Below are 23,262 nucleotides of genomic sequence, written 5' to 3'. Positions count from 1 at the left end.
CGATAGCATGCTTTTTTTCTTGTGATATTCATGAAATAAATGGAAACATTTACCTTGAAGTTACGTCTAAATTAAGGAGTTATATTTGAAAGAATAGGGATGGTGCAGAACTTGAAAAAGTTTCTTTTCGGATTGATATGTGGAATCACTGTAACAGCATCAACTGCTGTTTATGCATCGGACACGATTCAGACGTACTTGTTTCCAGTTAGATATGAAATTAATGGCCTAAATAAAGAAATGGAAAAAGAATATGCAACTTTAAATTACAATGGACATGCTTATGTTCCTATCCGTTTCATCGCCGAAAATTTGGGGGCATTTGTGGATTATAATGAACAAGATAGTGAAATTAAAATCAATCATTTTCCAGCAAGCACGGTTTTACTGACAGATAATAAGTATCCAAATATCCATTTTGGCCTAATAGATCTTTACTTGGATGGCGGTTACACGGGAATAAGGGGGTTATTATCCTTAGATGATATAGAAGAGTTGTTAACAAAAAAAGAGTATAAAATAGATTTCAAACTAAATTTTTATGATAAAAAAAATGATTTAATGGGGTCAGCTTTAGGTTCAACCAAATATGGATCTTCAGGTGAAAAACGAACCATAGGTATGGGGGAAATAAAATATGTTGCAGCTGGTGAGGTAGGTGATTTTTCTAAGTATGATTATGTGAAACTTGAAATTTTAGACATTGAAGAGCAGAAATGAATTAGTAATGGATTGAAGCCCACTTATTCTGTCAAGACTAGTTAGCATGACTTTTATAAAGCAGATGAGTGGTGAAAATGAAGGATATTACTTTTAAGGCTATGGCTGTCACAAATGAAATTGATCTGAACAAAATCGCCATCCACTGCGGCATACCCAAAAAATACACATGGGAACAGCCTTTAATCCTAAGAGGCGATATACTTAAATCGATCCTTAAAAAAGATATTGATGTCTTTCAACAAGTGCTGGTGTTTTCTTTTGGCAGTGTAGTTTTTGTAAATCACACACACAAGGATGAGATCACTGGCTTTTTGTTATTCATCCAATCCTTCGAACCAGATATTGAGCTCCAACCTGCTGATAGATACACGGACGATTACAGCCTTCACATCGAAGAAATCGATAGCATGGAGTTGACTGACAAGTATGTAGTGGTAGCTGAGTATGAGTCCTTTTACCCTGAATTAATCTCCACTGTCCTTGCCAAATCTGTAGCTCTTGAGAAGATCGAGGAACAGCTTGGGAAAATTCATGATAGCCTAGAAATTATGATTGAAAGACTTGAAAAAGGAAATCTTCGTGTTGGCAACAAAGAATTGGCACGAACGACCGCAAAAATCGTACGTCACGAGTACAACACCCTTGCCTACATCATGATCTTGGATAAACCTGATTTGACTTGGACCAACAGTACGGCTAGCCAATTTTACGATGGGATGATGGTTTTTTTTGAGTTGAACGATCGATTTAAAATATTGAAAAGCAAAACGGATATTTTGTATCATATCTTGGAAGGGTTTTCAAATATCAGTCATTCCATCCGAGGGCTATTCGTCGAATGGATTGTTGTGATACTTATTGTGATTGAGGTTGTATTAACGATATTACAAATCATAGGTTGGATTCCCTCACATTAGAATCGGATACTATGACGGCTTTGGAACGGAGGCGTGTATGAAAGCACACGGAACAGTCAAAAGCGAAATTGAACTGCTTGTCAATGGGAAGCGACAACATGCGGTAATCCGTTCATCGGATACTTTATTGCGTGTACTGCGCAAACAACTAGGGCTCACTGGAGCCAAAGCCGGCTGCGAAAACGGTGACTGCGGCGCATGTACGGTCATCGTCGACGGGGTACCCATCAAATCTTGTTTGATGCTAGCGATAGAGGTTCAGGGTGGCAGCGTCACAACGGTCGAAGGTTTGGGGGGAGATGCGCTGATCCAACGAGCATTTGTTGATAAATTTGCCTTTCAATGTGGGTTTTGTACGCCTGGATTTATTATGGTATGTCACGCCTTAGTTAACAGATACCCGAATGCGGGCGAAGAAGTGATTCAGGAGTGGCTGCAATCCAATATTTGCCGCTGCACGAGCTATGAAGAGATTCATGCTGCTGTCAGGTCAGTTATTAACCATGAATGATTGTTAGCGAGTGCTTCAGAATATGATGAAAAACGATTGACATAAAATTTGCATCAGCTTTTGTAATTTAATATTCCTTCATCCAAAACAAAGAATATCTTGAAAAAAAAGACGACCCTATCGCGAAATAGATGCGAACTCGAGTCGTTTTTTCATTGTTCCACGAAAGTAACCAAGTTGTAATTGCAACATTGTCTTGGAAGACAAGAATTTAATTTCCTAAATTAAAGCTGGAGAAAGTCATCTCGGTACTGTTCAAAATCGGATACGCGGCACTCCAACTTAAGACGGGTACCATTCAGCTCATAGTTCGTTGAATGAACATGGGCATGTTCATTGAAATAGGCCACTAATCGGCCTTGTTCATAAGGAATCACGATTTCACATTGCATGTAATTCTGGAAAACACGTTCACGAATCAGTTGAGTGAGCTCCTCGATTCCGCGCTTCTGCTGGGCAGAGAGGTAGACGAAATCATCTTTTAACAGAGGGTAAGGATGTTCAGTCAAGTCGGATTTGTTATAAGCAAAAATCATCTGAATATGATCCGCTCCCAGTTCCTTCAACGTGTCATTTGTAACGTTAACGTGCTGTTCGTATTCCGGGTTGGCAATGTCTACGACGTGAATCAGCAGATCGGCTTCTGCGACTTCTTCCAACGTAGATCGGAAAGCTTTAACCAAATGGTGGGGAAGCTGGCTTACGAATCCTACCGTGTCAGTTAATAAAAATGATTTACGGTCTGGTAAGTTGACGTTTCGAACGGATGTCTCCAATGTGGCGAACAACATGTCTTTGACAAAGACATGCTTATGCGCCTGCGGACTATACAACTCGATCATGGCGTTCATTAAGCTTGATTTGCCTGCGTTCGTATAGCCGACCAAACAAATAACAGGGACCTCGTTCTTACGGCGCTGCTTTCGTTGAGTTTGACGACGGGCTACGAGTTTCTCCAGTTCGGATTGCAAAGCCGTGATTCGGTCTTCGATTTTACGGCGGTCGAGCTCAAGTTTGGTTTCACCAGATCCTCGGTTTTTAAGACCAGCCCCACCTCCTTGCCGACCTAACGATTCACGAAGTCCTACAAGTCTGGGAAGCATGTATTGGAGTCGAGCAACCTCTACTTGGAGCTGGGCTTCCGTAGTTTGAGCACGTTCCGCAAAAATGTCTAAAATTAGGATCGTCCTGTCAATGACTTTGCATGCAAGTGATGATTCCAGGTTTCGAATCTGAGAAGGGGACAGCTCATCGTTACAAATGACGACGGATGCGTTCCGCTCAGTAATTAGCTGCGACAATTCTTGGATTTTACCCGTTCCGATGTAATGGGAGGGAACCACACGGGTGACTTTTTGGCTTAGCTCACCTACCACCTCAATGTGGCATGCTGCGGCCAGGTTCTTCAGTTCTTCTATCGAGTATGCAAAATTAGGGTGGTTCAAAATATGGACACCGACGATAATCGCTTTCTCTTTCAGTTGTTCCATCGTTCATCATCCTTTCAAGTTAAGGAGTAAAAAAGAAACAACACAAGCAAGGTGCTTGTGTTGTCTGTAGTTGAGGACAATGACTATCGTATCGGACGAAAGAAAACAACCACGATTTGGTCGATAAGGATGTTTCACCTTACTTCAAGCCGCGTTGTTTGATCACCGATAGAAGTATCAATTCAGGGTTATTAATGGACAAACTTATCCTGAGTCCTCTGTACACAGACAGAATCTTGAGCGCTATTCAATTAGCCGCGCAAAGATCTAACTCGGATAAAATGTACCACACGTAACCCCTCCGTTTCCTTAAAGTACTTTAAGAGTATCACAATGAAGAGCGTCCTTGCCTCTGTAAGAATAAGTATAATCATTTTTTACCTATAGGATTGTTTCATTTAAATAAAATTTTCAATAAAGATTTTCACTGTTTGATGATAAACTCTAGATACGTTAATCAAAAAAACAATATCCTTAACATTTGGCAGAGTGAGAAAATAAGTTCAAGATGGGAGTTTGGCTAAATATGAAACAGAATAAATATGATGATCTGGGATTCTTCGAAAAATACAGTGAGATGCCTCGCTCGGTTGGTGGACTAAATGCTGCTGGGGAGTGGCCCGTTCTCCGTGCGATGCTTCCCGCGCTGCGAGATAAAAGAGTTCTTGACCTTGGATGCGGCTTTGGTTGGCATTGTAAATATGCACGAGAACAGCAAGCCCGGTCAGTAGTTGGTGTAGATCTCTCTGAGAAAATGTTAGCGTACGCTAGAGAAAATAACAACGATTCTGCGATTGAGTATCGAAGGCTTGCGATTGAAGACATCAACTTTGCAGCAGGGGAATTTGACGTTGTGATAAGCTCGCTTGCCCTTCATTATGTGGAGCACTTTGAAATCGTTTGTCGTAAAATACATCATTGTCTTGTATCAGGAGGTACTTTTATCCTTTCGGTTGAACATCCGGTCTTTACCGCACTCGCTGCACAAGACTGGTACTATGGTTCGGAGGGTGAGCGATTGCACTGGCCTGTCGATGACTACCAGAAAGAAGGTCTACGGCAGGCGAGATTTCTGGACAATGATGTCGTCAAATATCATCGAACTATCGCTACCTATGTGAATGCGTTAATTGACTCAGGATTTAGTCTTATGAAACTTTCCGAACCTCAACCAACGCAAGAAACATTGGACAAGTATCCAGAAATGAAAGATGAAACCCGTCGTCCCATTTTCCTCTTGATCGCAGCGGTCAAGAATTAATCAGTTCAGTTCGTGTTCCTACTATGACGGAAAACGATAGCATCATAACAACAGGCTGCCAGCATCTTTGGCAGCCTGTTGAGTTATCAGCAGACTTATGAGAATGGGATACAGATCTTTTTATTTAAATTTTTTTTGCAGATGTGTCGATATTGTTATCAGCGGTTCGTCGTCTTAATAGAGGTTCGGATATTTGGTGAAAAATTGAATCCGTTCTAAGACAAAAACAATTCGTTTTAACTGCAAAGGAGACATACCATGTACGCAATATTTTCAAGAGACGGTACCAAGATCGTCTATGACAAAGTTGGTCAAGGGCCAGCACTCATACTGGTAGCAGGTGCGTTCAGCTACCGAAAATTTCCGGGGCTGGTGCAGCTGGCTAATCTGTTGTCAGAGCACTTCACGGTCTACAACTACGACCGCCGTGGTCGCGGCGATAGCGGAGACACACAGCCTTATGACACAGGACGTGAGATTGAAGATCTACAGGCAATGATTGATGAAGCTGGCGGCTCGGCAAATGTTTGGGGATTGTCATCCGGGGCGGTTCTTGCCCTGCAAGCAGCATCAAGAGGGGTAAACATCACGAAATTGACCTTGCATGAACCACCATTCGTGGTCGATGCTGCCGATCGCAAGCCGCCGGAAAATTTCGTCATGCACATTACTGAGCTTATTACAGCTAATCGCCGGGCCGATGGCATCAAGTACTTTATGACTAAGGGTATGGGTGCTCCTTCATTCGTTGTCAGCTTGATGCGCATTATGCCAGGTGTGTGGTCTAAGCTCATGGCCGTTGCTCACACACTCCCCTACGATGCGGCTTTGGTGGATGGATTTATAGACGGAAAGTCGTTGCCTACCCAATTATGGAGCACTGTCACGATGCCAACGCTGGTACTCGAAGGCACTGAGAGCCCGGCTGGGCTGCGACATGGTGCCCAGGCTTTGGCCAACGTGCTGCCCAATGCGCAACTTCTGAGTAAAAAGGGACTCGGACATACAAAGAAACTAGATGCAAAAATGATTTCATCGGAGCTTGCATCATTCTTTATGGGCAATCTCTAAGTTGCGGCATACCATTTCAAAGCGCCAACAATGGCGGCAGGAATTTTACTTCCTGCTGCCGAAAAAATAGTGTACACATAAGTAATTAGGCGCCCGAAAAAATAGGAGGTAAACACATATGAGATTTATGATGATTGTTAAAGCTACAACAGATTCAGAGGCAGGGACAATGCCTAGCCAGGAGCTTATTGATGCCATGCAAAAGTATAACGAGGAATTGGTGAAAGCCGGTGTTTTGCTCGCTGCGGATGGACTGCAGTCCAGCTCAAGCGGAATTCGGATTTCTTATCCGGAGCCCGGAGGCAAGCCGAAGGTGATAGATGGTCCGTTCACGGAGGCGAAAGAAATGATCGCGGGATATACGCTGATCGAAGTCAAATCCAGGGAAGAAGCTATTGAATGGGCTCTGCGCATGCCGGATCCCCACGGATATGGACAGGGCGAGATTGAGCTCAGACAAGTATTCGAGTTTGAGGAGTTAACGGACGATGCCGAATCGCAGGCGAAAGAAGCAATCCTTCGCAAACAGGCTCAGGAGCAGAAGAAAGCGTGACGTTGTCCAATACACAGCGGACCATAGATGCAATATGGCGAATTGAATCGGCAAAGCTTATCGCAGGATTGACGCGAATGGTACGGGATGTGGGACTTGCAGAGGATCTTGCCCAGGATGCACTGGTGATTGCTCTTGAACGATGGCCGGAAATCGGCATCCCAGACAATCCGGGTGCCTGGCTGATGACGACGGCCAAGCGGCGCGCGATCGATTTTATGCGCAGGACCAAACTGCGCGACCAGAAATACGTAGAGATTGCCCAGGGCATTGATTTGTATACAGAGGAAGATATAGATGGTACTTTGGACGGGGAGATCGGCGACGATCTCCTTCGTCTGATCTTTATGACCTGCCATCCCGTGTTATCACAGGATGCCAGAGTTGCCTTGACGCTTCGCCTGTTATGCGGGCTTAATACTGATGAAATCGCACGTTCTTTCCTTGCCGCCGAATCAACGATTGCCCAGCGGATTGTCCGGGCCAAGAGAACGCTCAGCGCCGAAAAGGTCCCTTTCGAGGTGCCTGTAGGGGAAGAACTCAAAGAACGCCTGTCTGCTGTGCTCGAGGTAATTTACCTTATGTTCAATGAAGGTTATGCGGCAACCTCTGGGGATCACTGGATACGTCCGCTGCTATGTCAGGAGGCGCTCAGACTGGGACGCGTACTTGCCGAGATCGCACCTTATGAGCAGGAAGTTCACGGACTAGTTGCCTTAATGGAGATTCAATCCTCGCGTTTTAAAACCAGGGTTAGCTCCACGGGGGAACCCGTACTTTTGATGGACCAAAACCGGGCGCAGTGGGATCGCTTGCTGATCCGCCGCGGATTGGCGGCACTTGAGCGCAGCCATAAGCTTGGACGTCAGCTCGGTCCATATTCGCTGCAGGCTGCGATTTCTGCTTGCCATGCACAGGCACCTACCGCAACTGAGACCGATTGGATCCGCATTGCAGCGCTTTACGAAGCGCTCTCTAGGGTAACGCCATCGCCGATCGTCGAATTAAACCGGGCGGTCGCCATATCTATGGCGTTTGGTCCTGCCTTCGGGCTGCAGATTGTCGACGAGCTGCGTGCCGAACCTTCCCTGAAGGGATACCATCTGCTGCCGAGCATTCGCGGTGATCTCCTAGTGAGGCTGGGGAGGTACGAAGAAGCCCGTACAGAATTTGAAAGGGCTGTGTCGATGACCCAGAATACTCGTGAGCAGGAGCTTTTAATGAATCGGGCTGCTGAATGCGAGTCTGAAGCATCGAAATAATTTTTTTCAGCCTCCTTGTCGATTACAGGGTTTCCCGTTCGTCGTCATAGTAAGGGAAGGGTTATAGCAGCTAACTGCTGCTTAGAGTCATCTTCCTCACAAGGAGGGAAACGATAGTGCGATTTATATTGATATTCAAGGCAACAAGGTACTCGGAGGCGGGTGTAAAGTTTAGCCGGGAACACAACGATGCAATGGTTGCGTACAAGAAGTCTTTGGCCAGAGCCGGTGCGCTCTTGGCAGCAGAAGAGCTTCAGCCTAGCTCCAGCGGGATCAGGATATTGTATCCATTACATGGGGGAGAGCCAGAGGTAAAGGCAGGACCTTTTCCGGTAAATCAAGAACTCATTGCCGGATATACACTGATCGATGTGAATTCAGAAGATGAGGCTGCAGATTGGGCGCTTCGGATGCCGTATCCAAGAGGATGCGGGGCATTTGAAATCGAGATGCGGGAGCTCAAAGAGAATACGGATTCTACGCGAGATCCAAGAATACTGGCCATGAAAGCCGATTTAGAGGACCAAATCAACATGTTGAAAAGAATATAATATACCATTACGTACATAAAGGAGTGTATCAAAATGAATCAGGAAGTAACCGATTTTATTGAAGCGTTAAAAGAACCATGGCAGGGGGAACAGTCCAATAATCTGCGTGAAGTTGTTCACCAGGCCATACCTGATGTGCAAGAACGTATTCAGTATAAGAAGCCACATTTTTTGAAAAACGGAAAATACGCTGCTGTCATCTCGACGTCGAAAGACGCGGTCAGCTTTACGATCTTTAATGCTGCCGCGCTGGAGCTTCCGGAAGGCATGTTCGATGGTCCCCCGGAAAGAAAAACACTGAAGCTGCGTAAAGGTGATTCATTTGATTCCGGGCAGCTGCTGTCATTGGTCAGTCAAGCTTCAGGCTCACTTTAATCGCTGTTCTTTTTTATTTACTTAGGAAGACCGTTGCATGTTCCATGCAGTGGTCTTTTTTGTATGCGATGAATGATTCAAAGACTCCTCATTTTACTACAGTTAAAGATCTTATAAGAAATTCTTAAAATATAAGAAATTTAATCTCGTTTGGCACGCTATGATAGGAACAATTGGAGGAATGTCTCCAAATGATTGTAATGAAAGGAATGAGATTCATGCTGAAAAAAATCAAGTCGCTCATCTTTATATGTCTCATCACAGCGATGATTTTTCCTTTTGGTGGAGTCGGAATTATGTCTGCCTCGGCAGAGGTTTTGCCGCCGTTAACTTCCATCGTCATTGATGATGGAAATGCCGGCTACACAGCATCAGGCACTTGGAGAGTATCTACGGGTGTGAAAGGTTATAACAATTCAAGTACCCGATATACGGATACAGTGAATGACACCATTACATGGAATCCGAGATTGGAAGCAGGCAAGGCGAGAATATCCTTTTACAAGCTCAATTGGCCAGATAAAGCAGATACCAATGTAAAAATCGAAATCGTACATAATGGCACGACGGATATCCGGTTCTTGGGATACGAGCAATAACATTGTGGGTCAACCGATTGAAGTGACCTTCGCCGATGACACGGCATGGCGCAGCACGCTCCGCAGTCTCAAGGTGGACGGTCAAACCGTGAGCGGAGCTGTGTACAGCTTGGAAGCAGGGAAATTAACGCTGTCGGCGTCTTTGTTTCCTACAGCGAAGAATTACTCGATCATATTAAGTGCAGACGGCTATGCATATTCCACGGTAATCCAGACGATTTTGCCTTATTCTTCAAAGGGTCATAACAAAGACGATGATACGAATGATAGTTCGGATTTCAACAACGATGACGACGAATAGATATTAAAAATTATCCCCTCAAGTAGGCAGTATAGAAAAGAGTCTCTGGCACAATGAACTCTATACTGTGATTCTTGGGGGATTTTCTATTGATTAAAGGAGGCAATATGGATGAATCTACTATGGAAATGCATTGTTTGCTTTGCTGCTACGTTGACTTTTGTCATTCTGTATCAATTGACGGCTAAAGGGAGTGCCACAGCTTATGCACAAAGCTATTATGTTGATTCCGTTAGCGGAAACGACAGCAATAACGGCACTACTTCAACAAGTCCATGGAAGACGTTGGGGAAAGTGAATGCGACCTCCTTTGCACCAGGAGACACCGTGTTTTTTAAAGCGGGAAGCACGTTTTTCGGCTATTTGGCTCCTGCAACATCGGGCAATAGTTCGGCTAGCATTCGATTTGACATGTATGGTTCGGGGGCGAAGCCGGTCATCGATGCTTCAGGTGTTGCCGATCCCATAGGCGGGGAAGGTGTCGCTGCCGTCCAAATCTACGGGAAGGAGTATCTTGAGTTTACTAATCTCGAGGTTACTAACAACCCAGTAATCGATACGACGCTCGGGCGCGTGCCGGACAACAAGGATAGCTATCGGCTCGGTTTTTTGATCGCGAACGACAACATCGGGCGGACGTTAAACCACATCGTTATTAAAGATTGTGTTGTTCGTGACATTAGCCGAAACATTCCTTACCAGAGCAAGCATTACACGATGGGTGGCATCTCGATTTATCATTATGGAGCCAATTCCACCTGGAACGATATTTTAATTGAAAATGTATCCATGTCGAACGTTAGCGTTACAGGCATTTATGAAATTTTCTATAACTGGAATTCAAAGATATGGAATCCAAACGGTCCCAATGGTGAGCCTGCAAATGATTATAATTTGAGAAGCAGCAGCATCGTTGTTCGCAACGTCAGCATGACAGACATCCAAGGAAACGGCATTGCCATCGGACACACGAATGGGGCACTCATCGATCATAGTAAGGTGAGCCGTTTCGCCATGATACCAGATGAGTATTTTGTTGGGATCTGGATACATAATACCGATAACACCGTAATCCAATACTGCGAGGCTTCCGGCGGCGAAATGAACGGTGCATTAAGGGATTCTGAGGGCTTTGACTTTGATAAGCGAGTCAAGAATTCTATCTTGCAATACAGCTACAGCCACGACAATGCCGGTGGATTCTTGCTTAATGGGCTCGACGACGAGAGCACAAATAACACGTTCCGATACAATATCAGCCAAAATGATAAGACGGTATTAGTGAAAAGGTTAAATGCAAACGATAAGTTTTATAATAATACACTTTACATTGGGTCTGGCATCACTTCCAAGCTGTTCGGCATTGCTGGTTCAAGTGGAACTTTCGTTAACAATATCGTCATTGGTAATGGAACGACGAAATATAAGGATACTACAACAGTGGTCGGAGGCACTCACGATTATAATTGCTATTACGGTTTGACCAACGTCCTGACAGAGGCTCATTCCTTAACGGTTGATCCGCTGCTCGTCGGAGCAGGTACTGGCGGTCAAGGACTTCATTCGTTAAACGGGTATAGGCTCCTATCGACCTCATCTTGCATCAATATAGGGATATATTTGTCCGGCAATGGTGGAAAAGACTATTTCGGAAATCGGCTCGGGATGTACGATACGCTGACGGATATTGGTGCACACGAATATGGGGACGGTAGTGATCTGACATTCAGTAATTTCGAGAGTGGAACGGCTTCAGAGTGGACGGCAGTGAGCGGCACCTGGTCAGTCGAAAACCTGGATACTTATGTATACAAACCTGCAAGCTCATCCGATGCGATTACTTACACTGGCAATACAAGTTGGGCAAATTATTTCGTGTCTGCTAAGGTTAAGATCACCTCCGCTAATACGGTTGCAGGTGTTTTGGGCAGGTATACGTCGAGTGGCGATTACTACATGCTGCGGCTGAACAAGGTTACGTCAAACGTAGAGTTATACAAGAAAGTAGGCACTACGTTCACACTGCTCGGTTCGAAGGCGTTCACCATCACAGACGGAACCTGGTATTACTTGAAGCTAGTCATGAGCGGTTCTTCCTTGCAGGGCTATGTGAACGGCCAATTATACATGGACATCACAGACTCGATTATCGGGTCGGGCAGGATTGGACTAAGGACTGTAAACGGAATGGCGCAGTTCGACGAGGTCGGTGCTGGACACAACTGATGAGCGGGGATATTAAATTGCTGCCTTAGGATGCGTAAATCCTAAGGCTTTTGCGCGCTTAAGATCTTATAAGAAATTCATGAAATAACAGAAATTTAACGATTTTTAGCATGCTAATATGAAGATAACAAAAGAAGAGGTGATGAAATGCAAACGAAACTGGCAGCGGAAGCCATCCCCCTTCTTGATGCGCGCAGGCTGGAACCTTCAGACCAGCAGAAAATGAAAGAAGTTGGCGGAGAGGTGCCGGAATGGGTCGTCGAAGCATACCCTCATTTCGCATACGGCCTTAAAGGGATTCACTGGGACATGGTGGACGGCAAGCCAAAAAACAAAACCCCGGATTTAACGAAAGAAGTGAAAGATAAATACTTGTGCTTCCTTGACAGCAGACCCGAACGATTCTATGGCTGAAGAGCTTGTACGTTACATTAATGAATCCTTGGTTAAATTCATGAGTGGCAAAGAACCGCTTGCCAATTGGGATAATTTCCTGAAAACATTGGATACCAAGTTTGACGTGCAGAAATATAAGGATTCGGTAACTATACAGTTAAAGATCAAGGTTTAATCAAATAAAGGGTGAGAGGGGCAAAAATTTATGTCCCTCTCTTTGTTGCACTATGCTATCCTTGTGATAAATACAGACTTAAAGGGAAGATGGCCCATGCGGAGAAGAATTAGCTTACCTCTGAAATTATTTCTCATATGTTTTGCGTTTGTTTTAAGTTGTATTATTTTGATAAGCCAATTGTCCTACCGATATGTTCAAAAGGAAATAAGAACCAACGACGCCTATTACACGAAACAAATTCTGGCTAAGGTGGACCAATATTTAACCGTTAACTTTTCATCGTTTCAGACGATTCTTTTCTCGTTCGAAACATCGGTGAAAGCCAACATTAACAATAAAGAAGTGATCCAGAAGCAGTTAAGGGAACTGTATGAACTTAACAGCAATTATGTGAGTAACATTTACTTAATCAAGGATGATTTATCCATCATTGGCGGCAGCACGCCAACCCGAATTTTCGATGAACCGCTGCCTGACAGATTACCTCTGTTTGATGCGGCAGGCAAGAACAGAGGGACTACAATTGTCAGTGAACCATATAATTCCAAGTATTCCGGCTGGACGGTGACGATGGTCCGGTATTTGAACGGTTCGCCGTCACCAATGGCTATTGCGGTAGATTTGGACCTAAAAGCGATTGAGGAAACACTATTCAAAATTAATAAACAAGAGCATATGAATCTCGCGCTTATTACTGCTGCTGGTAAAATCATTGCCGGGTTTTCTGAAAATATAGGACCTCTAGATGTGCAAGACCATTCTTTTTCAATCGGGGAAACGTCGGGGGAACAAATTCTTGATGCCAACGGAACAAGCTTTCAATTGCATACCCGAGAAGGGGTACCGGTATCCATTCTGAAACAGCCTACGGAGAAATTCAATTGGTTCATCATCTCGATTAACGATGAATCACGTATGGCGGCGGCTTTGACTAGACTAGAAACCTATTATATTTGGCTACTGCTTGCCGGTCTCTTATTAAGTCTATTCATTTCCTTCATTATTGCCAAGTACATACGGACTCCGCTGTATTCGCTCAAAACGAAAATGAAACGCGTGGAGCAAGGTGATCTCGAAACCACAATTTCCATTAATCGTAATGATGAGTTTGGCGATCTTTCCAGAGCATTCGATCGGATGCTGCTGCAAATTGTGGAGTTGATTCGACGGTCGGAGCTTCATAACGAGCTTGAACGAAAGCTGGAAATCCAAGTGCTGCAATCGCAAATTAATCCTCATTTTCTGTATAATACGCTCGGCTCCATCAGCAATGTCATACATCTTGGGCAAATCGATAAAGTGGATGTTGTGATCGGGTCACTTATTTCTATATTGGAATACGGAATATCCGACGCTTCGGAGAAAGTTTCACTGCGCCAAGAACTACAGAATGTATCGGATTACATCGAGATCCAGAACATCCGTTATAATCGGCAATTTATGCTAATAGAGAAGATCGAAGAAGGGTTATTGGATTTCCCGGTTTTTCGAATGCTCTTGCAGCCCATGGTCGAGAATAGTATCTTTCATGGTTATAATGGGGGGCAAATTGAAGGTTCCATCACCATTCAAGCCTATCGGGACGGAAATTTTGTCATGGTTGAAGTCATTGATCATGGCGAGGGAATTCCGGCTGAACAGATAGCGTCTATTTTAAATGCCGAGTCGAGTGATTTGGAAGTAAAAAGGAAAAGAATTGGGCTGAATAATATTCATGGCCGAATAAAGCTTCATTATGGTGATGAATATGGCCTGCAAATCATCAGCATACCGAAGATGGAAACTTCCGTTCGTGCGATATTCCCGGCAAGTCTTATGAAAGGAGATGCATGATGGTGAGAACGTATACTTGCTTCATTGTTGACGATGAAGATCTGATTATTCAAAGATTAGAGCTGTTCTTTCGAGAGCTTACAAATAAGGATCAACGATTCCGTTTAGTGGGAAAAGCAAATAGCGGGTTGCAAGGAATTGAAGAGGCTCTGAGGCTTAAGCCTGATATCCTTATATCTGATATTGTCATGCCGAAAATGGACGGAATTTCTATGATCGAGCAGCTGAAACCGCAGCTTCCCCATACGCAATATATCCTTTTGACAGCTTATTCTTCTTTCGAATATGCACAGAGAGCTATTCATGCCAACATATTGGAATACATTGTTAAAGTTCCCTTGAGGGAAGCGGATGTAGAGCGGGCTCTGGATAAAGCAGCCGGGGTTCTGGATGAGATGAAGAAAAAGGAAGAGGAATTTCAATCTTTACATGTTTCCGTCCTAGAAAATAAATACAGAGCACGCAAGCAATTTTTTAATGAGCTGATCCGTGGTGAGATTCCATCTCATCGGGCATCCGATTTTGCAAGTCGTATGCAATTTCATTTTTTTCAATCCTACTACTGCTGTTTTATTGTTGAAATGAACCATTATGAAAGTTTTCGACATGAATATTCGGCGGCTGACCAGAGCATTTTGAAATATGCGATTGCCAATGTCATTGAAGAAACCGTGTTGAGTTTTGGAATGGGTGTCGCTACAGATTTGTTTGATAATCAGTTTATTGGTTTTCTTTCTTGGGAAAATAACCGCAGTGATATGGATACGGAAGATGCTTGCCAGACGCTGGGCAGCCAGATCGTGAGCCATTTAAATCAATACTTGAATCAAACGGTATCCGTTGCTTTTGGCGGGACGCACCGAGGCTGGGAATCTATCAAAAAAGCATACACGGAAGCCACAAATGTGAGTAAGGACTTGTATTATTCGACTGTGAAAATAGTTAAAACACCTGCACACCGTTTCCAATATCACGACGAGAAAAAGGTGGAATTTCAGCAAATGCTGACTGAGTTCCTTGCATGGATGCAGAGGGAGGTTACCAAGGAAGAACTCGAGCAGAAAATTTCATCTTTATACGATTTTGTTACGGCTAACAAAATTCAGAAGTCGATCATGGCACCTTTACTGCGTCAATTGTACAGGGACATTGCAGTGAAATTTAATTCAGGAAGTGCTTTAACGACAGAATTAGAAGAGTTCCCTATCCATTTCATGACATTCAGGGAGCAGCTCACTTATATTTGCGACTTCACTTTCGAATATTTACAGGCCGGAAAACCTTTGCATCGTGTAGAAATCATGAGAGCCATGCGGTTTATCGAGCAAAATCTGAAGCAACGATTAACGTTGGAAGCCATTGCGGAAGATGTGAATTTGGCTCCATCATATTTCAGCAGCCTATTTAAGAAAACCATGAACGAAGGCGTGATCAGTTACATCAATCGAAAAAAAATTCAACTGTCGCTTGAGCTGTTAAATGTTAAGGATTATTCCATTTTGGAATTGTGCGAGGAAGTAGGGATTGTGAATGAGGGTTACTTTTGTAAACTTTTTAAAGAATATACGGGGGATACGCCAAAGCAATATCGCATAAAAATGACGCGGTATGAATTGAAATGAAGCAGCAAAAAATCGTATGAATTTTTCTCGAAATGTTGTAAAAAACCGGGTATGAAATGAACTAACATGATGAGAGTATCTAATCATGGAGGTTATCAAAATGGAGATTATCAAATCGGATGTAACCGTTGTAGGCGGGGGAATTGCTGGTGTTTGCGCTGCCATTGCTGCCGCACGGCATGGGTTGCAAGTTTCACTCATTAATGATCGGCCCGTTCTTGGAGGGAATGCAAGCAGCGAGGTTAGGGTTCATATCAACGGATCGGCTTATCTTGGAAACAGTCCATCTTATTATGCTCGCGAAGGCGGGTTGGTGGATGAACTTAAGCTGAAGATTTTCCATTATAACCCTTTATATAACAAGAAGCTTATGTTCTCGATTTCGGATATGGCCTTGCTGGATATGGTCTATGGAGAGCCTAACATTTCACTCTTTCTGAATACATGCGTGCATGAAACGGGGATTGAGAACGGCAGAATCAAATGGGTGGATGGTCTGCAATTGGCTTCTGAAAGAAAATTTCGCTTTGAAAGCCCAACTTATATCGATTGTTCTGGTGACGGGGTAGTCGGTTATCAAGCAGGCGCTCTCTTCAGATGGGGGAGAGAAGCGAAGCACGAGTTCAATGAAGATTTGGCTCCTGAAGTGGCGGACCATTATACCATGGGAGATACAATTCTTTTCCAAGCCCGTGATGTGGGGTATCCTGTTCCGTTTAAGAGGCCTGAATTTGCCTACGATATTACAAAATTAAGCTTTTTCGAGAGTATTATAAAAGGTTTGAACCATCGAGCTATTCCAAGGAAAATCAATGGATTAGGCGGTTTGTGGTGGCTGGAATACGGCGGTCACATGGATATTATCAAAAACAATGAAGATATCGCGTTGGAGCTTCGGAAATTGGTTTACGGGATTTGGGATTATATCAAAAACAGCGGCCAATTCGACGATGTGGATCAACTGATCTTGGATTACGTATGCCCAATTCCAGGGAAACGGGAATCAAGACGTTTTGTCGGGGATTATATGTTGTCGCAGAACGATCTCACAACAAAGCCCCATTTTGAAGATGCCGTTTCCGTTGGGGGCTGGTACATGGACTTGCACGCCGCTAAGGGCATTTATGATGACGGACCAGCTACGGCATGGAATTTTGTACCTGGCTTGTACAACATACCTTTCCGCAGTTTGTATTCCTGTAACATTCCCAATCTGATGTTCGCTGGCCGCAATATCAGTGCTACTCATGTCGCATTCGGATCAACTAGGGTAATGGCAACGTGTGGATGCATGGGACAGGCGGTTGGAACGGCTGCTTCGCTTTGCTTCAAATACGGTGTTGATCCAGCTGCGATAGGTGAAGAATATATCGGAGAGCTTCAAACGCTGCTGCTTCGAGACGGACAAACGATTGTAGGGCTTAAAGAAGAATTGATCCCTTACTTCGCTAACGGGTTAAGCGTTCGGGCTTCGTCTCAGCGCAGCTTTGTCAATGAGCATTCAACAGAAGCCATTCCGCTGGAGAAAGGATTATGTTTAGTTTTACCGATTCAAACGGACTCTGATGAGAGTGTACGGATCAAAGTCAAGAATGATTCCGAGCGGTTGGAAACATTGAGAGTGAAGCTCTTTGGCGGGGATCGGAAGGAAAACTATATTCCTGTTGATGAGTTGAGTGGTTACAGCGTGGATATCCTGGCTGGTTATGATGATTGGATTACGTTGGACTTGGGCTGCAAGAAGCCTGCGGATGATAAAATTTACATCGTGTTGGAAGGCTCTGCGAACCTTGCCGTGTACGGTAATGAAGAGAAAATCACAGGAGCGGTCAGCTTCCATTATAGACCGGAAGAGCCATCCAAACTGAAGAAGTTCAATAAGAGCATTTGCTTTAAGGACCTGCTGCCTGCTCATAATATGTATGATCCTATGAATGTTATCAACGGTTACTCCAGACCCTATGGGTTGCCAAACGGGTGGATTTCTGAACGTACAGAAGGACATGAATGGTTGGAATTCACTTTTGCTGAACCAAAGAATCTCGAGGAAATTCATCTTGTTTTCAATTCCCAACTGGATTTGGAGCATTTCGATGATCCGATTGAACCGCTGATTAAGGATTACGCTGTTATGTTATTTTTTGGAGACGGAACCGAGAGGGAAATTAAGGTCAGTGGGAATTATCTCACATTGAATAAACATAAGGTGAATGCGAAAGGTGTAGACCGAATCCGGTTTGATTTCATAGCTACTTATGGTTCGCCTTACTTTGAAGTGTTTGCCGTCAAATTATTCGCACCTAATGGAATAGAGGTGAAGCGGTGATGAAGGAATGTTTCCCTCGTGAACGACAGCGGAGATCCCGAGTCTAAGGCAAGGATCGAAGGGATTGTCAGGCAAATCCGCAAACGCAGCCGGCTTATCGATATCCTATTCATTTATACACTGACAGAGCGGGATGTGCCTGTTTTTCAGGGCGGGGAATACCAGAAAGGAGCTCTCCTGCAAGAGGAAGTAGCCGACTACAATGGCATCCCTTCGATTCATCTGGGTGTAACGGTTAGTACATTGGTATCGGAAGGTAAGCTGTGTTTACCGCGCAGGCGGAGGAGGAAACTCCTCGAGTGGCTGTTTTTACACATGATGGTGTTCATCCGACAGTTCCGGAAGGGCACCGGATATACTCGGATACGATCATCCAGTGTCTTAATGAGATTCGAGTGTATAGTGGAAAGGTCGAGCATAGTTTGCCTCAGGAGCTTTTGGTTCCTGGGAATCCATGGGAATATGCAACTATGCAGCATTTGGCTGAGATTGCGGATTTTTCGGCGGGGTGGACCTATGTTACTTCCGAAAATTCTGAATTAGCACGGGAGTATCAATGGTTATTTCCCGGCTTGTGGCGTGCTGTCAATCCCGGTGAAGCCGTCACGGTTCAGTTCGTCGGCACTCAGATTGGGCTGTTCTATTGGGGGGCCCGATTCCGGCAGGCTCAATGTGACGGTGGATGGTGGAGAACCTTTCCTCATCGACCGATTTACGCCGCATAACGATCACAATCGGAATCAGTACGTGTTTCTGCCGGAGATTCCGAACGGGAAGCATACGGTCCGCTTCGAAATCGACTCCGAGAGGACAGATAAAGCGGGAGTATTTGAGGCTCGTAAAAAGCAGTAAAGTTAAAAGCATTATCGACAGCATCAGGAATGGTATGAACAAACGGTGATTCAGCTTGGGAGGCTTCTGCTGGTGCAGCCGCCAATAGAAAGCGTTTGAGTGGGAGGTACGAACCGATATCCTGGCGAGATGCTACAAATACTACGATTTTCAGAAGAACCCGCTTTTTGTCATCGTCCTTTCTCGATCGCAGCTCGCGAATCAGTTAAGCGTTACGGAACGAAGTGTAAATCGAATCATGAAACAATTGAAGGAAGAACAAGTCATTGTTACAGCAAAGAATTGCATTATTTTCACCGAACAGAATCGGCTGCTTATGGAGCGGGAGCTATCCACGATGAAAGCTTGATCCTTTGAGTCAGCCAAACTAATAGAAACTATTTTTCTAAAAAGGACATGTGTCCTTTTTTTGTTATACAAATCTTTTATTTTAAACAAAAACCAAATTTGCAAGAGGAAGGGATTACTGTATATGGTCAAAGATCCGATGGCCGCGAAGAGCATGAGCGCAACATTCACAGTGTATTACAGCATAAACCGCAGCTATTAATGGATAATGGTGCTGATTTAACAAGGACGCTGATTCAAAATTATGGTGTTGGGGACTTGATCGGCTCCACGGAGGAAACAATAACAGGTGCGAACCTGCTAAGAGAAGATTTAAAGTCTCAAATTTCAGTTCCGATTATTGTAATAAATGACAGCGCTTTGAAGCAAATTATTGAGACCGAGCACGGTGTAGGACAGACGATTGTCGAAGGTTTTATGCGTACGACGAATTTAATTGTACCTACCCGACGGTTTGTTATTATCGGATATGGAACGTGCGGCCCGTTACAGGACGGCCGAATGCAATAGTCAAGGAGCCTGTGCCAAACGTAGTCAATATTGAAGTAGCCAGTAAAATGCTAAAGCAATTAAGCCATCGAATTTAAGGATGCAGTCTAACAATCGAGGTGTCTAAAGTATGAAGGAGCTTCTGTTGTCATTAGGAGCAGGTTTAATTATTGGTATTTTATTCAAGCTGTTGAAGCTGCCTTTGCCCGCACCGCCTGTACTGTCGGGTATTCTAGGAATTGTAGGTATTTATGCAGGCGGCAAAATACTGGAACTGTTTCTGAAATAGGAAGCAGGACTAAATGAAAAAGGAGGAGGAGGCTTTACACGTTATGCATGGATGAACTTGGGTGGAAGCACGGAGATTTTACTCTCGTCCCTTTTTAGGGATGGGAGTTTTTTTAGTTTTCCAAGCAAACAATAGATTCCGAATACTTTCAGCTACACTTAAGAAATTTTTAATGTTCGCTCCATATAATGAAACTATCGATGAAGGATTATATGGGAGGGATTCACATGGCAAAAATGAACAAAAAGTGGGTCGCTCTGTGTTCAACAGCCATTGGGGCTATTTATGCCGCGGGATATTTCGCAACGGAGACTCAAGCAACAATACAGCAACCACAACAACAAGTCCAAGTGACTCAGACTAAGAGCAGTCAAATAAATAGACTTTATAAAGAGGGTACCTATATGGGTACAGGAAGCAATCGACGTGGATCGATTCAGGTGGCCGTCACCATTAAAAGCGATAAAATTACAGATGTTGAAATCAGTCATTTTGCCATGCATTATACAATCGATGACGTTGTTGGACTGCCCCAAGAAGTGGTGCAAAAACAAAGTGCGCAAGTAAGGAATGTTTCTGGAGCAACGTACAGTACACAAGCATTTAAAGATGCCGTACAAGATGCGCTCTCTCAGGCGAGAAACTCATAATGGGCAAAATCATGAAAAAAACGAAATTATTTATGGATACTGTTGTAGATATACAGGTCGTTACTCGGAAATCAAAGGACCAGACAGAAGCAGCCATTGATAGGGCTTTCGAGGCATTTCGGAAAGTTGAACAAGACTGCAGTCGTTTCAGTCTGGACAGTGAATTGATGGAGGCATGCCGAATAATTAAAACTCCCGTTCGGATTAGTCCGTTTTTATTTGAGCCTTTGAAGTTTGCTTTGGAGGTAGCGAAATGGACGAATGGCATTTTTGATCCTGCGGTGGGAAAAGCGATGGAAGACCTGGGATTCAATCAGCATTATTTAACTGGGGAGTCTATCCAAAGCTCCTGTTCGGGTTCCGCTTCCTATCGGGATATCATTTTAAATGATCAGGATCGAACGTTGTATTTGCGGAAGCCGCTGGTGATTGATTTAGGAGCCGCGGCTAAGGGCTTCGCCATCGACTTGGCTGTACACGAGTTGAAAGAATTTGAAGGATTTGTCGTCAATGCCGGTGGTGATCTCTATGCTGGGGGGCTAGACGAAAGCGGCAGCAAGTGGAGAATTGGTATTCAGCATCCCGAGTACAAAGAACAAATCATACAAACGGTTGAAATATCGAATGAGGCGGTCTGTACCTCTGGCAGTTACGAGCGCAAGAGTGAATTAAAAGCCGGTATACATCATATCATCGACCCAAGAACTAAACAATCACCGGTCGAATGGGTCAGCTGCAGCGTCATCGCCCCTTTCGCTATGATGGCGGACGCCTTCTCGACGGCTTTCTTCTTATTGGGTTTAGACCGCGGGAGAACGTTAATAGAAGAAGTTGATCTCAAGGGAATCTTGATATCATCCGATTTACAAATATATAGAGTAGGGGGTATATAAATTGACAGTTAACCAATGGATTAAAACACCAAAGGGATATGTCGTAGTTTCCTTGGTTGCCTTTCTATTATTAGCCTCCATATGGTCACTCGATATTAGAGGCATTTATAATGGCATCATTGCCGTCGTTGTTTCTTCAGCCGTGGATACCCTTTGTTCCCGCATTGCCAAAAAGAAGCGAATGATGCCGGATGGTGCGGTGATAACAGGGTTAATCATAGCTTTAATCTTAAGCACAACTTCCTCATGGTATATTGTTGCTGCAACTTCCATTATCGCTATTTTGTCGAAACATTTACTTGTCCATAAGAAAAAACCAATTTTCAATCCAGCGGCATTCGGACTGCTACTGTCCATCCTTTTCTTTCGAATAGGACAAAGCTGGTGGGGCGCATTCGGGGATCTTCCCACATGGACAGTCGTGTTTCTATTGATTGGCGGATACATGGTGACGAACCGAGTGAACAAATTTCCTCAAGTTTTTTCATTTCTAGGAACGTATTTCATCTTATTATTTATTATGGGGATTATTAATGTCGGAGATGCCACTGATGCACTTCGATCACCTTTTATTAATGCTTCCCTTTTCTTTGCCCTTTTTATGCTTACAGATCCGCCTACTTCACCAGCTAAATATAAGGATCAAGTCATTTTTGGTATCCTTAGTGCGATCGTGGGTGCAGTTATTTATGGCATTTTTGGAGGTTTGATGTACTTATTTATAGGATTGCTTATTGGGAACTTATACCACTTACTTGTACCAAAGCTTAAGAACGCCACTATCATAAAGCCTGGCAGACTAATTAAATGAGGGATTATTTACATGCGAACAAATGTACTGTATATTTGTTCGTAAAGAAATACAGCACAATTATAAAACAACTAGGCATGAATTATTGAGAAGTTTAAAGGAGTGTTAATCATTAACGGAACAGATCTTGTTATATTGAACTTGGAAGAAGTCCGACGTAGAAGTATTAAAGTTTGGAGCGTTATTCCTCTAACTATGCTGGATTGGAGGCCTGATGCACAAGCCTTAAGCATTAAAGAAATGATCCGGCACATTTTGGACGGCGAGCATTATTATCATCTTGCAATACTTAACAGAGGAAGTCTATCTTCATACGATTCTCCTTTTGACAATCGGGAATTTTCTTCGGTGGAAGATGAACTGATATTCGCACAAGTGTACAGAGAACAATTCTTGAATACCGTTAAAACGTTCACCCCTGAGGATTTGTCAAATATTAAAATTAATCGAAGTGACGTAGGGTATGTTCGAACTTTAGGAGATATGTTAATGAGGATCGCATACCACGAATCCGTTCACACCGGGCAAATGCTAGATTATATGCGAACGACTGGAATCGATCGGCCACGAATTTGGGATTGAATGTGGTTTTCAATGGAATTTCAAGGAATTGAGATATTTTTATTAGATAATATTTTGGTCAAGAAGTAACGGCTGATACCGCTTGCAAAATATTGCTGGAAAATTTTGAGTCATGTTCTCTATGATTTCACATGTTACAATTTGTGAGATCCA

General features: G+C 43.7%; 26 protein-coding genes. 25 read left to right on the top strand and 1 reads right to left on the bottom strand.

The window, feature by feature from the left end; genetic code table 11:
- Positions 1-111 precede the first annotated feature (111 nt).
- The 3 genes from GC098_RS20530 (at position 112) to GC098_RS20520 (ending at position 2,151) form a co-directional block, all read left to right on the top strand.
- Positions 112-720, top strand: coding sequence for a stalk domain-containing protein (locus tag GC098_RS20530; RefSeq protein ID WP_171645116.1), 609 nt, complete (start codon positions 112-114; stop codon positions 718-720).
- Between the two features lie 101 nt (positions 721-821).
- The gene (locus tag GC098_RS20525) at positions 822-1,640 is read left to right on the top strand and encodes an RMD1 family protein (protein ID WP_246358769.1); all 819 of its coding nucleotides are present in this window, start codon (positions 822-824) and stop codon (positions 1,638-1,640) included.
- A gap of 37 nt (positions 1,641-1,677) precedes the next feature.
- On the top strand, positions 1,678-2,151 hold the full coding sequence (locus GC098_RS20520; RefSeq protein WP_171645114.1) for a (2Fe-2S)-binding protein: 474 nt from the start codon (positions 1,678-1,680) through the stop codon (positions 2,149-2,151).
- A gap of 224 nt (positions 2,152-2,375) precedes the next feature.
- Here GC098_RS20520 and hflX read toward each other — a convergent pair whose 3' ends face one another.
- On the bottom strand, positions 2,376-3,641 hold the full coding sequence (hflX, locus tag GC098_RS20515) for a GTPase HflX (protein WP_171645113.1): 1,266 nt from the start codon (positions 3,639-3,641) through the stop codon (positions 2,376-2,378).
- Positions 3,642-4,167: 526 nt separating this feature from the next.
- Here hflX and GC098_RS20510 point away from each other — a divergent pair.
- The 22 genes from GC098_RS20510 to GC098_RS20410 all read left to right on the top strand — a co-directional run bounded on the left by GC098_RS20510 (position 4,168) and on the right by GC098_RS20410 (position 23,109).
- Positions 4,168-4,902: a class I SAM-dependent methyltransferase gene (locus tag GC098_RS20510; RefSeq protein ID WP_171645112.1), complete on the top strand. Its 735-nt coding sequence runs from the start codon at positions 4,168-4,170 to the stop codon at positions 4,900-4,902.
- Between the two features lie 258 nt (positions 4,903-5,160).
- Positions 5,161-5,973, top strand: a complete 813-nt coding sequence (locus tag GC098_RS20505; protein ID WP_171645111.1) for an alpha/beta fold hydrolase — start codon at positions 5,161-5,163, stop codon at positions 5,971-5,973.
- A gap of 118 nt (positions 5,974-6,091) precedes the next feature.
- Entirely contained in the window at positions 6,092-6,526 is a 435-nt protein-coding gene (locus tag GC098_RS20500) for a YciI family protein (protein WP_171645110.1), read from the top strand.
- A complete protein-coding gene (locus GC098_RS20495; RefSeq protein WP_171645109.1) occupies positions 6,523-7,788 on the top strand; it encodes an RNA polymerase sigma factor in 1,266 nt (421 codons plus the stop codon). The genes GC098_RS20500 and GC098_RS20495 overlap by 4 nt, the downstream gene beginning before the upstream one ends.
- 116 nt (positions 7,789-7,904) lie before the next feature.
- Positions 7,905-8,339 (top strand): YciI family protein, encoded by a 435-nt coding sequence (locus GC098_RS20490; RefSeq protein ID WP_171645108.1) that lies wholly within the window; start codon positions 7,905-7,907, stop codon positions 8,337-8,339.
- Between the two features lie 33 nt (positions 8,340-8,372).
- Positions 8,373-8,714: a DUF1801 domain-containing protein gene (locus GC098_RS20485; protein WP_171645107.1), complete on the top strand. Its 342-nt coding sequence runs from the start codon at positions 8,373-8,375 to the stop codon at positions 8,712-8,714.
- 191 nt (positions 8,715-8,905) lie between these two features.
- Positions 8,906-9,313, top strand: coding sequence for a carbohydrate-binding protein (locus tag GC098_RS20480; RefSeq protein ID WP_171645106.1), 408 nt, complete (start codon positions 8,906-8,908; stop codon positions 9,311-9,313).
- Entirely contained in the window at positions 9,273-9,614 is a 342-nt protein-coding gene (locus GC098_RS20475) for a DUF1533 domain-containing protein (protein ID WP_171645105.1), read from the top strand. Before GC098_RS20480 ends, GC098_RS20475 begins: the two co-directional genes overlap by 41 nt.
- 111 nt (positions 9,615-9,725) lie before the next feature.
- Positions 9,726-11,840, top strand: coding sequence for a LamG-like jellyroll fold domain-containing protein (locus tag GC098_RS20470; protein ID WP_171645104.1), 2,115 nt, complete (start codon positions 9,726-9,728; stop codon positions 11,838-11,840).
- 147 nt (positions 11,841-11,987) lie between these two features.
- Positions 11,988-12,254, top strand: a complete 267-nt coding sequence (locus tag GC098_RS40145) for a hypothetical protein (RefSeq protein WP_246358765.1) — start codon at positions 11,988-11,990, stop codon at positions 12,252-12,254.
- The gene (locus tag GC098_RS40140; RefSeq protein ID WP_246358763.1) at positions 12,223-12,411 is read left to right on the top strand and encodes a hypothetical protein; all 189 of its coding nucleotides are present in this window, start codon (positions 12,223-12,225) and stop codon (positions 12,409-12,411) included. Before GC098_RS40145 ends, GC098_RS40140 begins: the two co-directional genes overlap by 32 nt.
- Before the next feature lie 96 nt (positions 12,412-12,507).
- Positions 12,508-14,247 carry a sensor histidine kinase gene (locus tag GC098_RS20460; protein ID WP_171645103.1) on the top strand — a complete coding sequence of 580 codons (1,740 nt, stop codon included), beginning with the start codon at positions 12,508-12,510 and terminating at the stop codon, positions 14,245-14,247.
- A complete protein-coding gene (locus GC098_RS20455) occupies positions 14,247-15,869 on the top strand; it encodes an AraC family transcriptional regulator (protein WP_171645102.1) in 1,623 nt (540 codons plus the stop codon). Before GC098_RS20460 ends, GC098_RS20455 begins: the two co-directional genes overlap by 1 nt.
- A gap of 100 nt (positions 15,870-15,969) precedes the next feature.
- The gene (locus GC098_RS20450; RefSeq protein ID WP_171645101.1) at positions 15,970-18,195 is read left to right on the top strand and encodes an FAD-dependent oxidoreductase; all 2,226 of its coding nucleotides are present in this window, start codon (positions 15,970-15,972) and stop codon (positions 18,193-18,195) included.
- A 299-nt stretch (positions 18,196-18,494) separates the two neighbouring features.
- Complete coding sequence (locus GC098_RS40135) at positions 18,495-18,920, top strand: hypothetical protein (RefSeq protein WP_246358761.1); 426 nt, start codon at positions 18,495-18,497, stop codon at positions 18,918-18,920.
- A gap of 245 nt (positions 18,921-19,165) precedes the next feature.
- Positions 19,166-19,396, top strand: coding sequence for a helix-turn-helix domain-containing protein (locus GC098_RS20440; RefSeq protein WP_171645142.1), 231 nt, complete (start codon positions 19,166-19,168; stop codon positions 19,394-19,396).
- Between the two features lie 98 nt (positions 19,397-19,494).
- Positions 19,495-19,905 (top strand): Rossmann-fold NAD(P)-binding domain-containing protein, encoded by a 411-nt coding sequence (locus GC098_RS20435; RefSeq protein ID WP_171645100.1) that lies wholly within the window; start codon positions 19,495-19,497, stop codon positions 19,903-19,905.
- Between the two features lie 109 nt (positions 19,906-20,014).
- Positions 20,015-20,173, top strand: coding sequence for a DUF1427 family protein (locus GC098_RS20430; RefSeq protein WP_171645099.1), 159 nt, complete (start codon positions 20,015-20,017; stop codon positions 20,171-20,173).
- A 227-nt stretch (positions 20,174-20,400) separates the two neighbouring features.
- Positions 20,401-20,823: an FMN-binding protein gene (locus tag GC098_RS20425; RefSeq protein ID WP_171645098.1), complete on the top strand. Its 423-nt coding sequence runs from the start codon at positions 20,401-20,403 to the stop codon at positions 20,821-20,823.
- 11 nt (positions 20,824-20,834) lie between these two features.
- A complete protein-coding gene (locus GC098_RS20420) occupies positions 20,835-21,716 on the top strand; it encodes an FAD:protein FMN transferase (protein WP_171645097.1) in 882 nt (293 codons plus the stop codon).
- Between the two features lies 1 nt (position 21,717).
- The gene (locus GC098_RS20415; RefSeq protein WP_171645096.1) at positions 21,718-22,527 is read left to right on the top strand and encodes an RnfABCDGE type electron transport complex subunit D; all 810 of its coding nucleotides are present in this window, start codon (positions 21,718-21,720) and stop codon (positions 22,525-22,527) included.
- A gap of 111 nt (positions 22,528-22,638) precedes the next feature.
- The gene (locus tag GC098_RS20410; protein ID WP_171645141.1) at positions 22,639-23,109 is read left to right on the top strand and encodes a DinB family protein; all 471 of its coding nucleotides are present in this window, start codon (positions 22,639-22,641) and stop codon (positions 23,107-23,109) included.
- Positions 23,110-23,262 lie beyond the last annotated feature (153 nt).

This window comes from Paenibacillus phytorum (genome assembly GCF_013141715.1).
GTDB lineage: Bacteria > Bacillota > Bacilli > Paenibacillales > NBRC-103111 > Paenibacillus_E > Paenibacillus_E phytorum.
The sequence above is the reverse complement of the archived record's forward strand: the minus strand, read 5'-3'. Positions and strand labels throughout refer to the sequence as shown.

Coding starts and splice junctions, on each gene's coding strand:
- GC098_RS20520 (WP_171645114.1), top strand. CDS start 1,678: ATGAAAGCACACGGAACAGTCAAAAGCGAAATTGAACTGCTTGTCAAT.
- GC098_RS20470 (WP_171645104.1), top strand. CDS start 9,726: ATGAATCTACTATGGAAATGCATTGTTTGCTTTGCTGCTACGTTGACT.
- GC098_RS20505 (WP_171645111.1), top strand. CDS start 5,161: ATGTACGCAATATTTTCAAGAGACGGTACCAAGATCGTCTATGACAAA.
- GC098_RS20450 (WP_171645101.1), top strand. CDS start 15,970: ATGGAGATTATCAAATCGGATGTAACCGTTGTAGGCGGGGGAATTGCT.
- GC098_RS20480 (WP_171645106.1), top strand. CDS start 8,906: ATGATTGTAATGAAAGGAATGAGATTCATGCTGAAAAAAATCAAGTCG.
- GC098_RS20510 (WP_171645112.1), top strand. CDS start 4,168: ATGAAACAGAATAAATATGATGATCTGGGATTCTTCGAAAAATACAGT.
- GC098_RS20475 (WP_171645105.1), top strand. CDS start 9,273: ATGGCACGACGGATATCCGGTTCTTGGGATACGAGCAATAACATTGTG.
- GC098_RS20525 (WP_246358769.1), top strand. CDS start 822: ATGGCTGTCACAAATGAAATTGATCTGAACAAAATCGCCATCCACTGC.
- GC098_RS20425 (WP_171645098.1), top strand. CDS start 20,401: ATGGCAAAAATGAACAAAAAGTGGGTCGCTCTGTGTTCAACAGCCATT.
- GC098_RS20485 (WP_171645107.1), top strand. CDS start 8,373: ATGAATCAGGAAGTAACCGATTTTATTGAAGCGTTAAAAGAACCATGG.
- GC098_RS20500 (WP_171645110.1), top strand. CDS start 6,092: ATGAGATTTATGATGATTGTTAAAGCTACAACAGATTCAGAGGCAGGG.
- GC098_RS40145 (WP_246358765.1), top strand. CDS start 11,988: ATGCAAACGAAACTGGCAGCGGAAGCCATCCCCCTTCTTGATGCGCGC.
- GC098_RS20460 (WP_171645103.1), top strand. CDS start 12,508: ATGCGGAGAAGAATTAGCTTACCTCTGAAATTATTTCTCATATGTTTT.
- GC098_RS20455 (WP_171645102.1), top strand. CDS start 14,247: ATGGTGAGAACGTATACTTGCTTCATTGTTGACGATGAAGATCTGATT.
- hflX (WP_171645113.1), bottom strand. CDS start 3,641: ATGGAACAACTGAAAGAGAAAGCGATTATCGTCGGTGTCCATATTTTG.
- GC098_RS20430 (WP_171645099.1), top strand. CDS start 20,015: ATGAAGGAGCTTCTGTTGTCATTAGGAGCAGGTTTAATTATTGGTATT.
- GC098_RS20420 (WP_171645097.1), top strand. CDS start 20,835: ATGAAAAAAACGAAATTATTTATGGATACTGTTGTAGATATACAGGTC.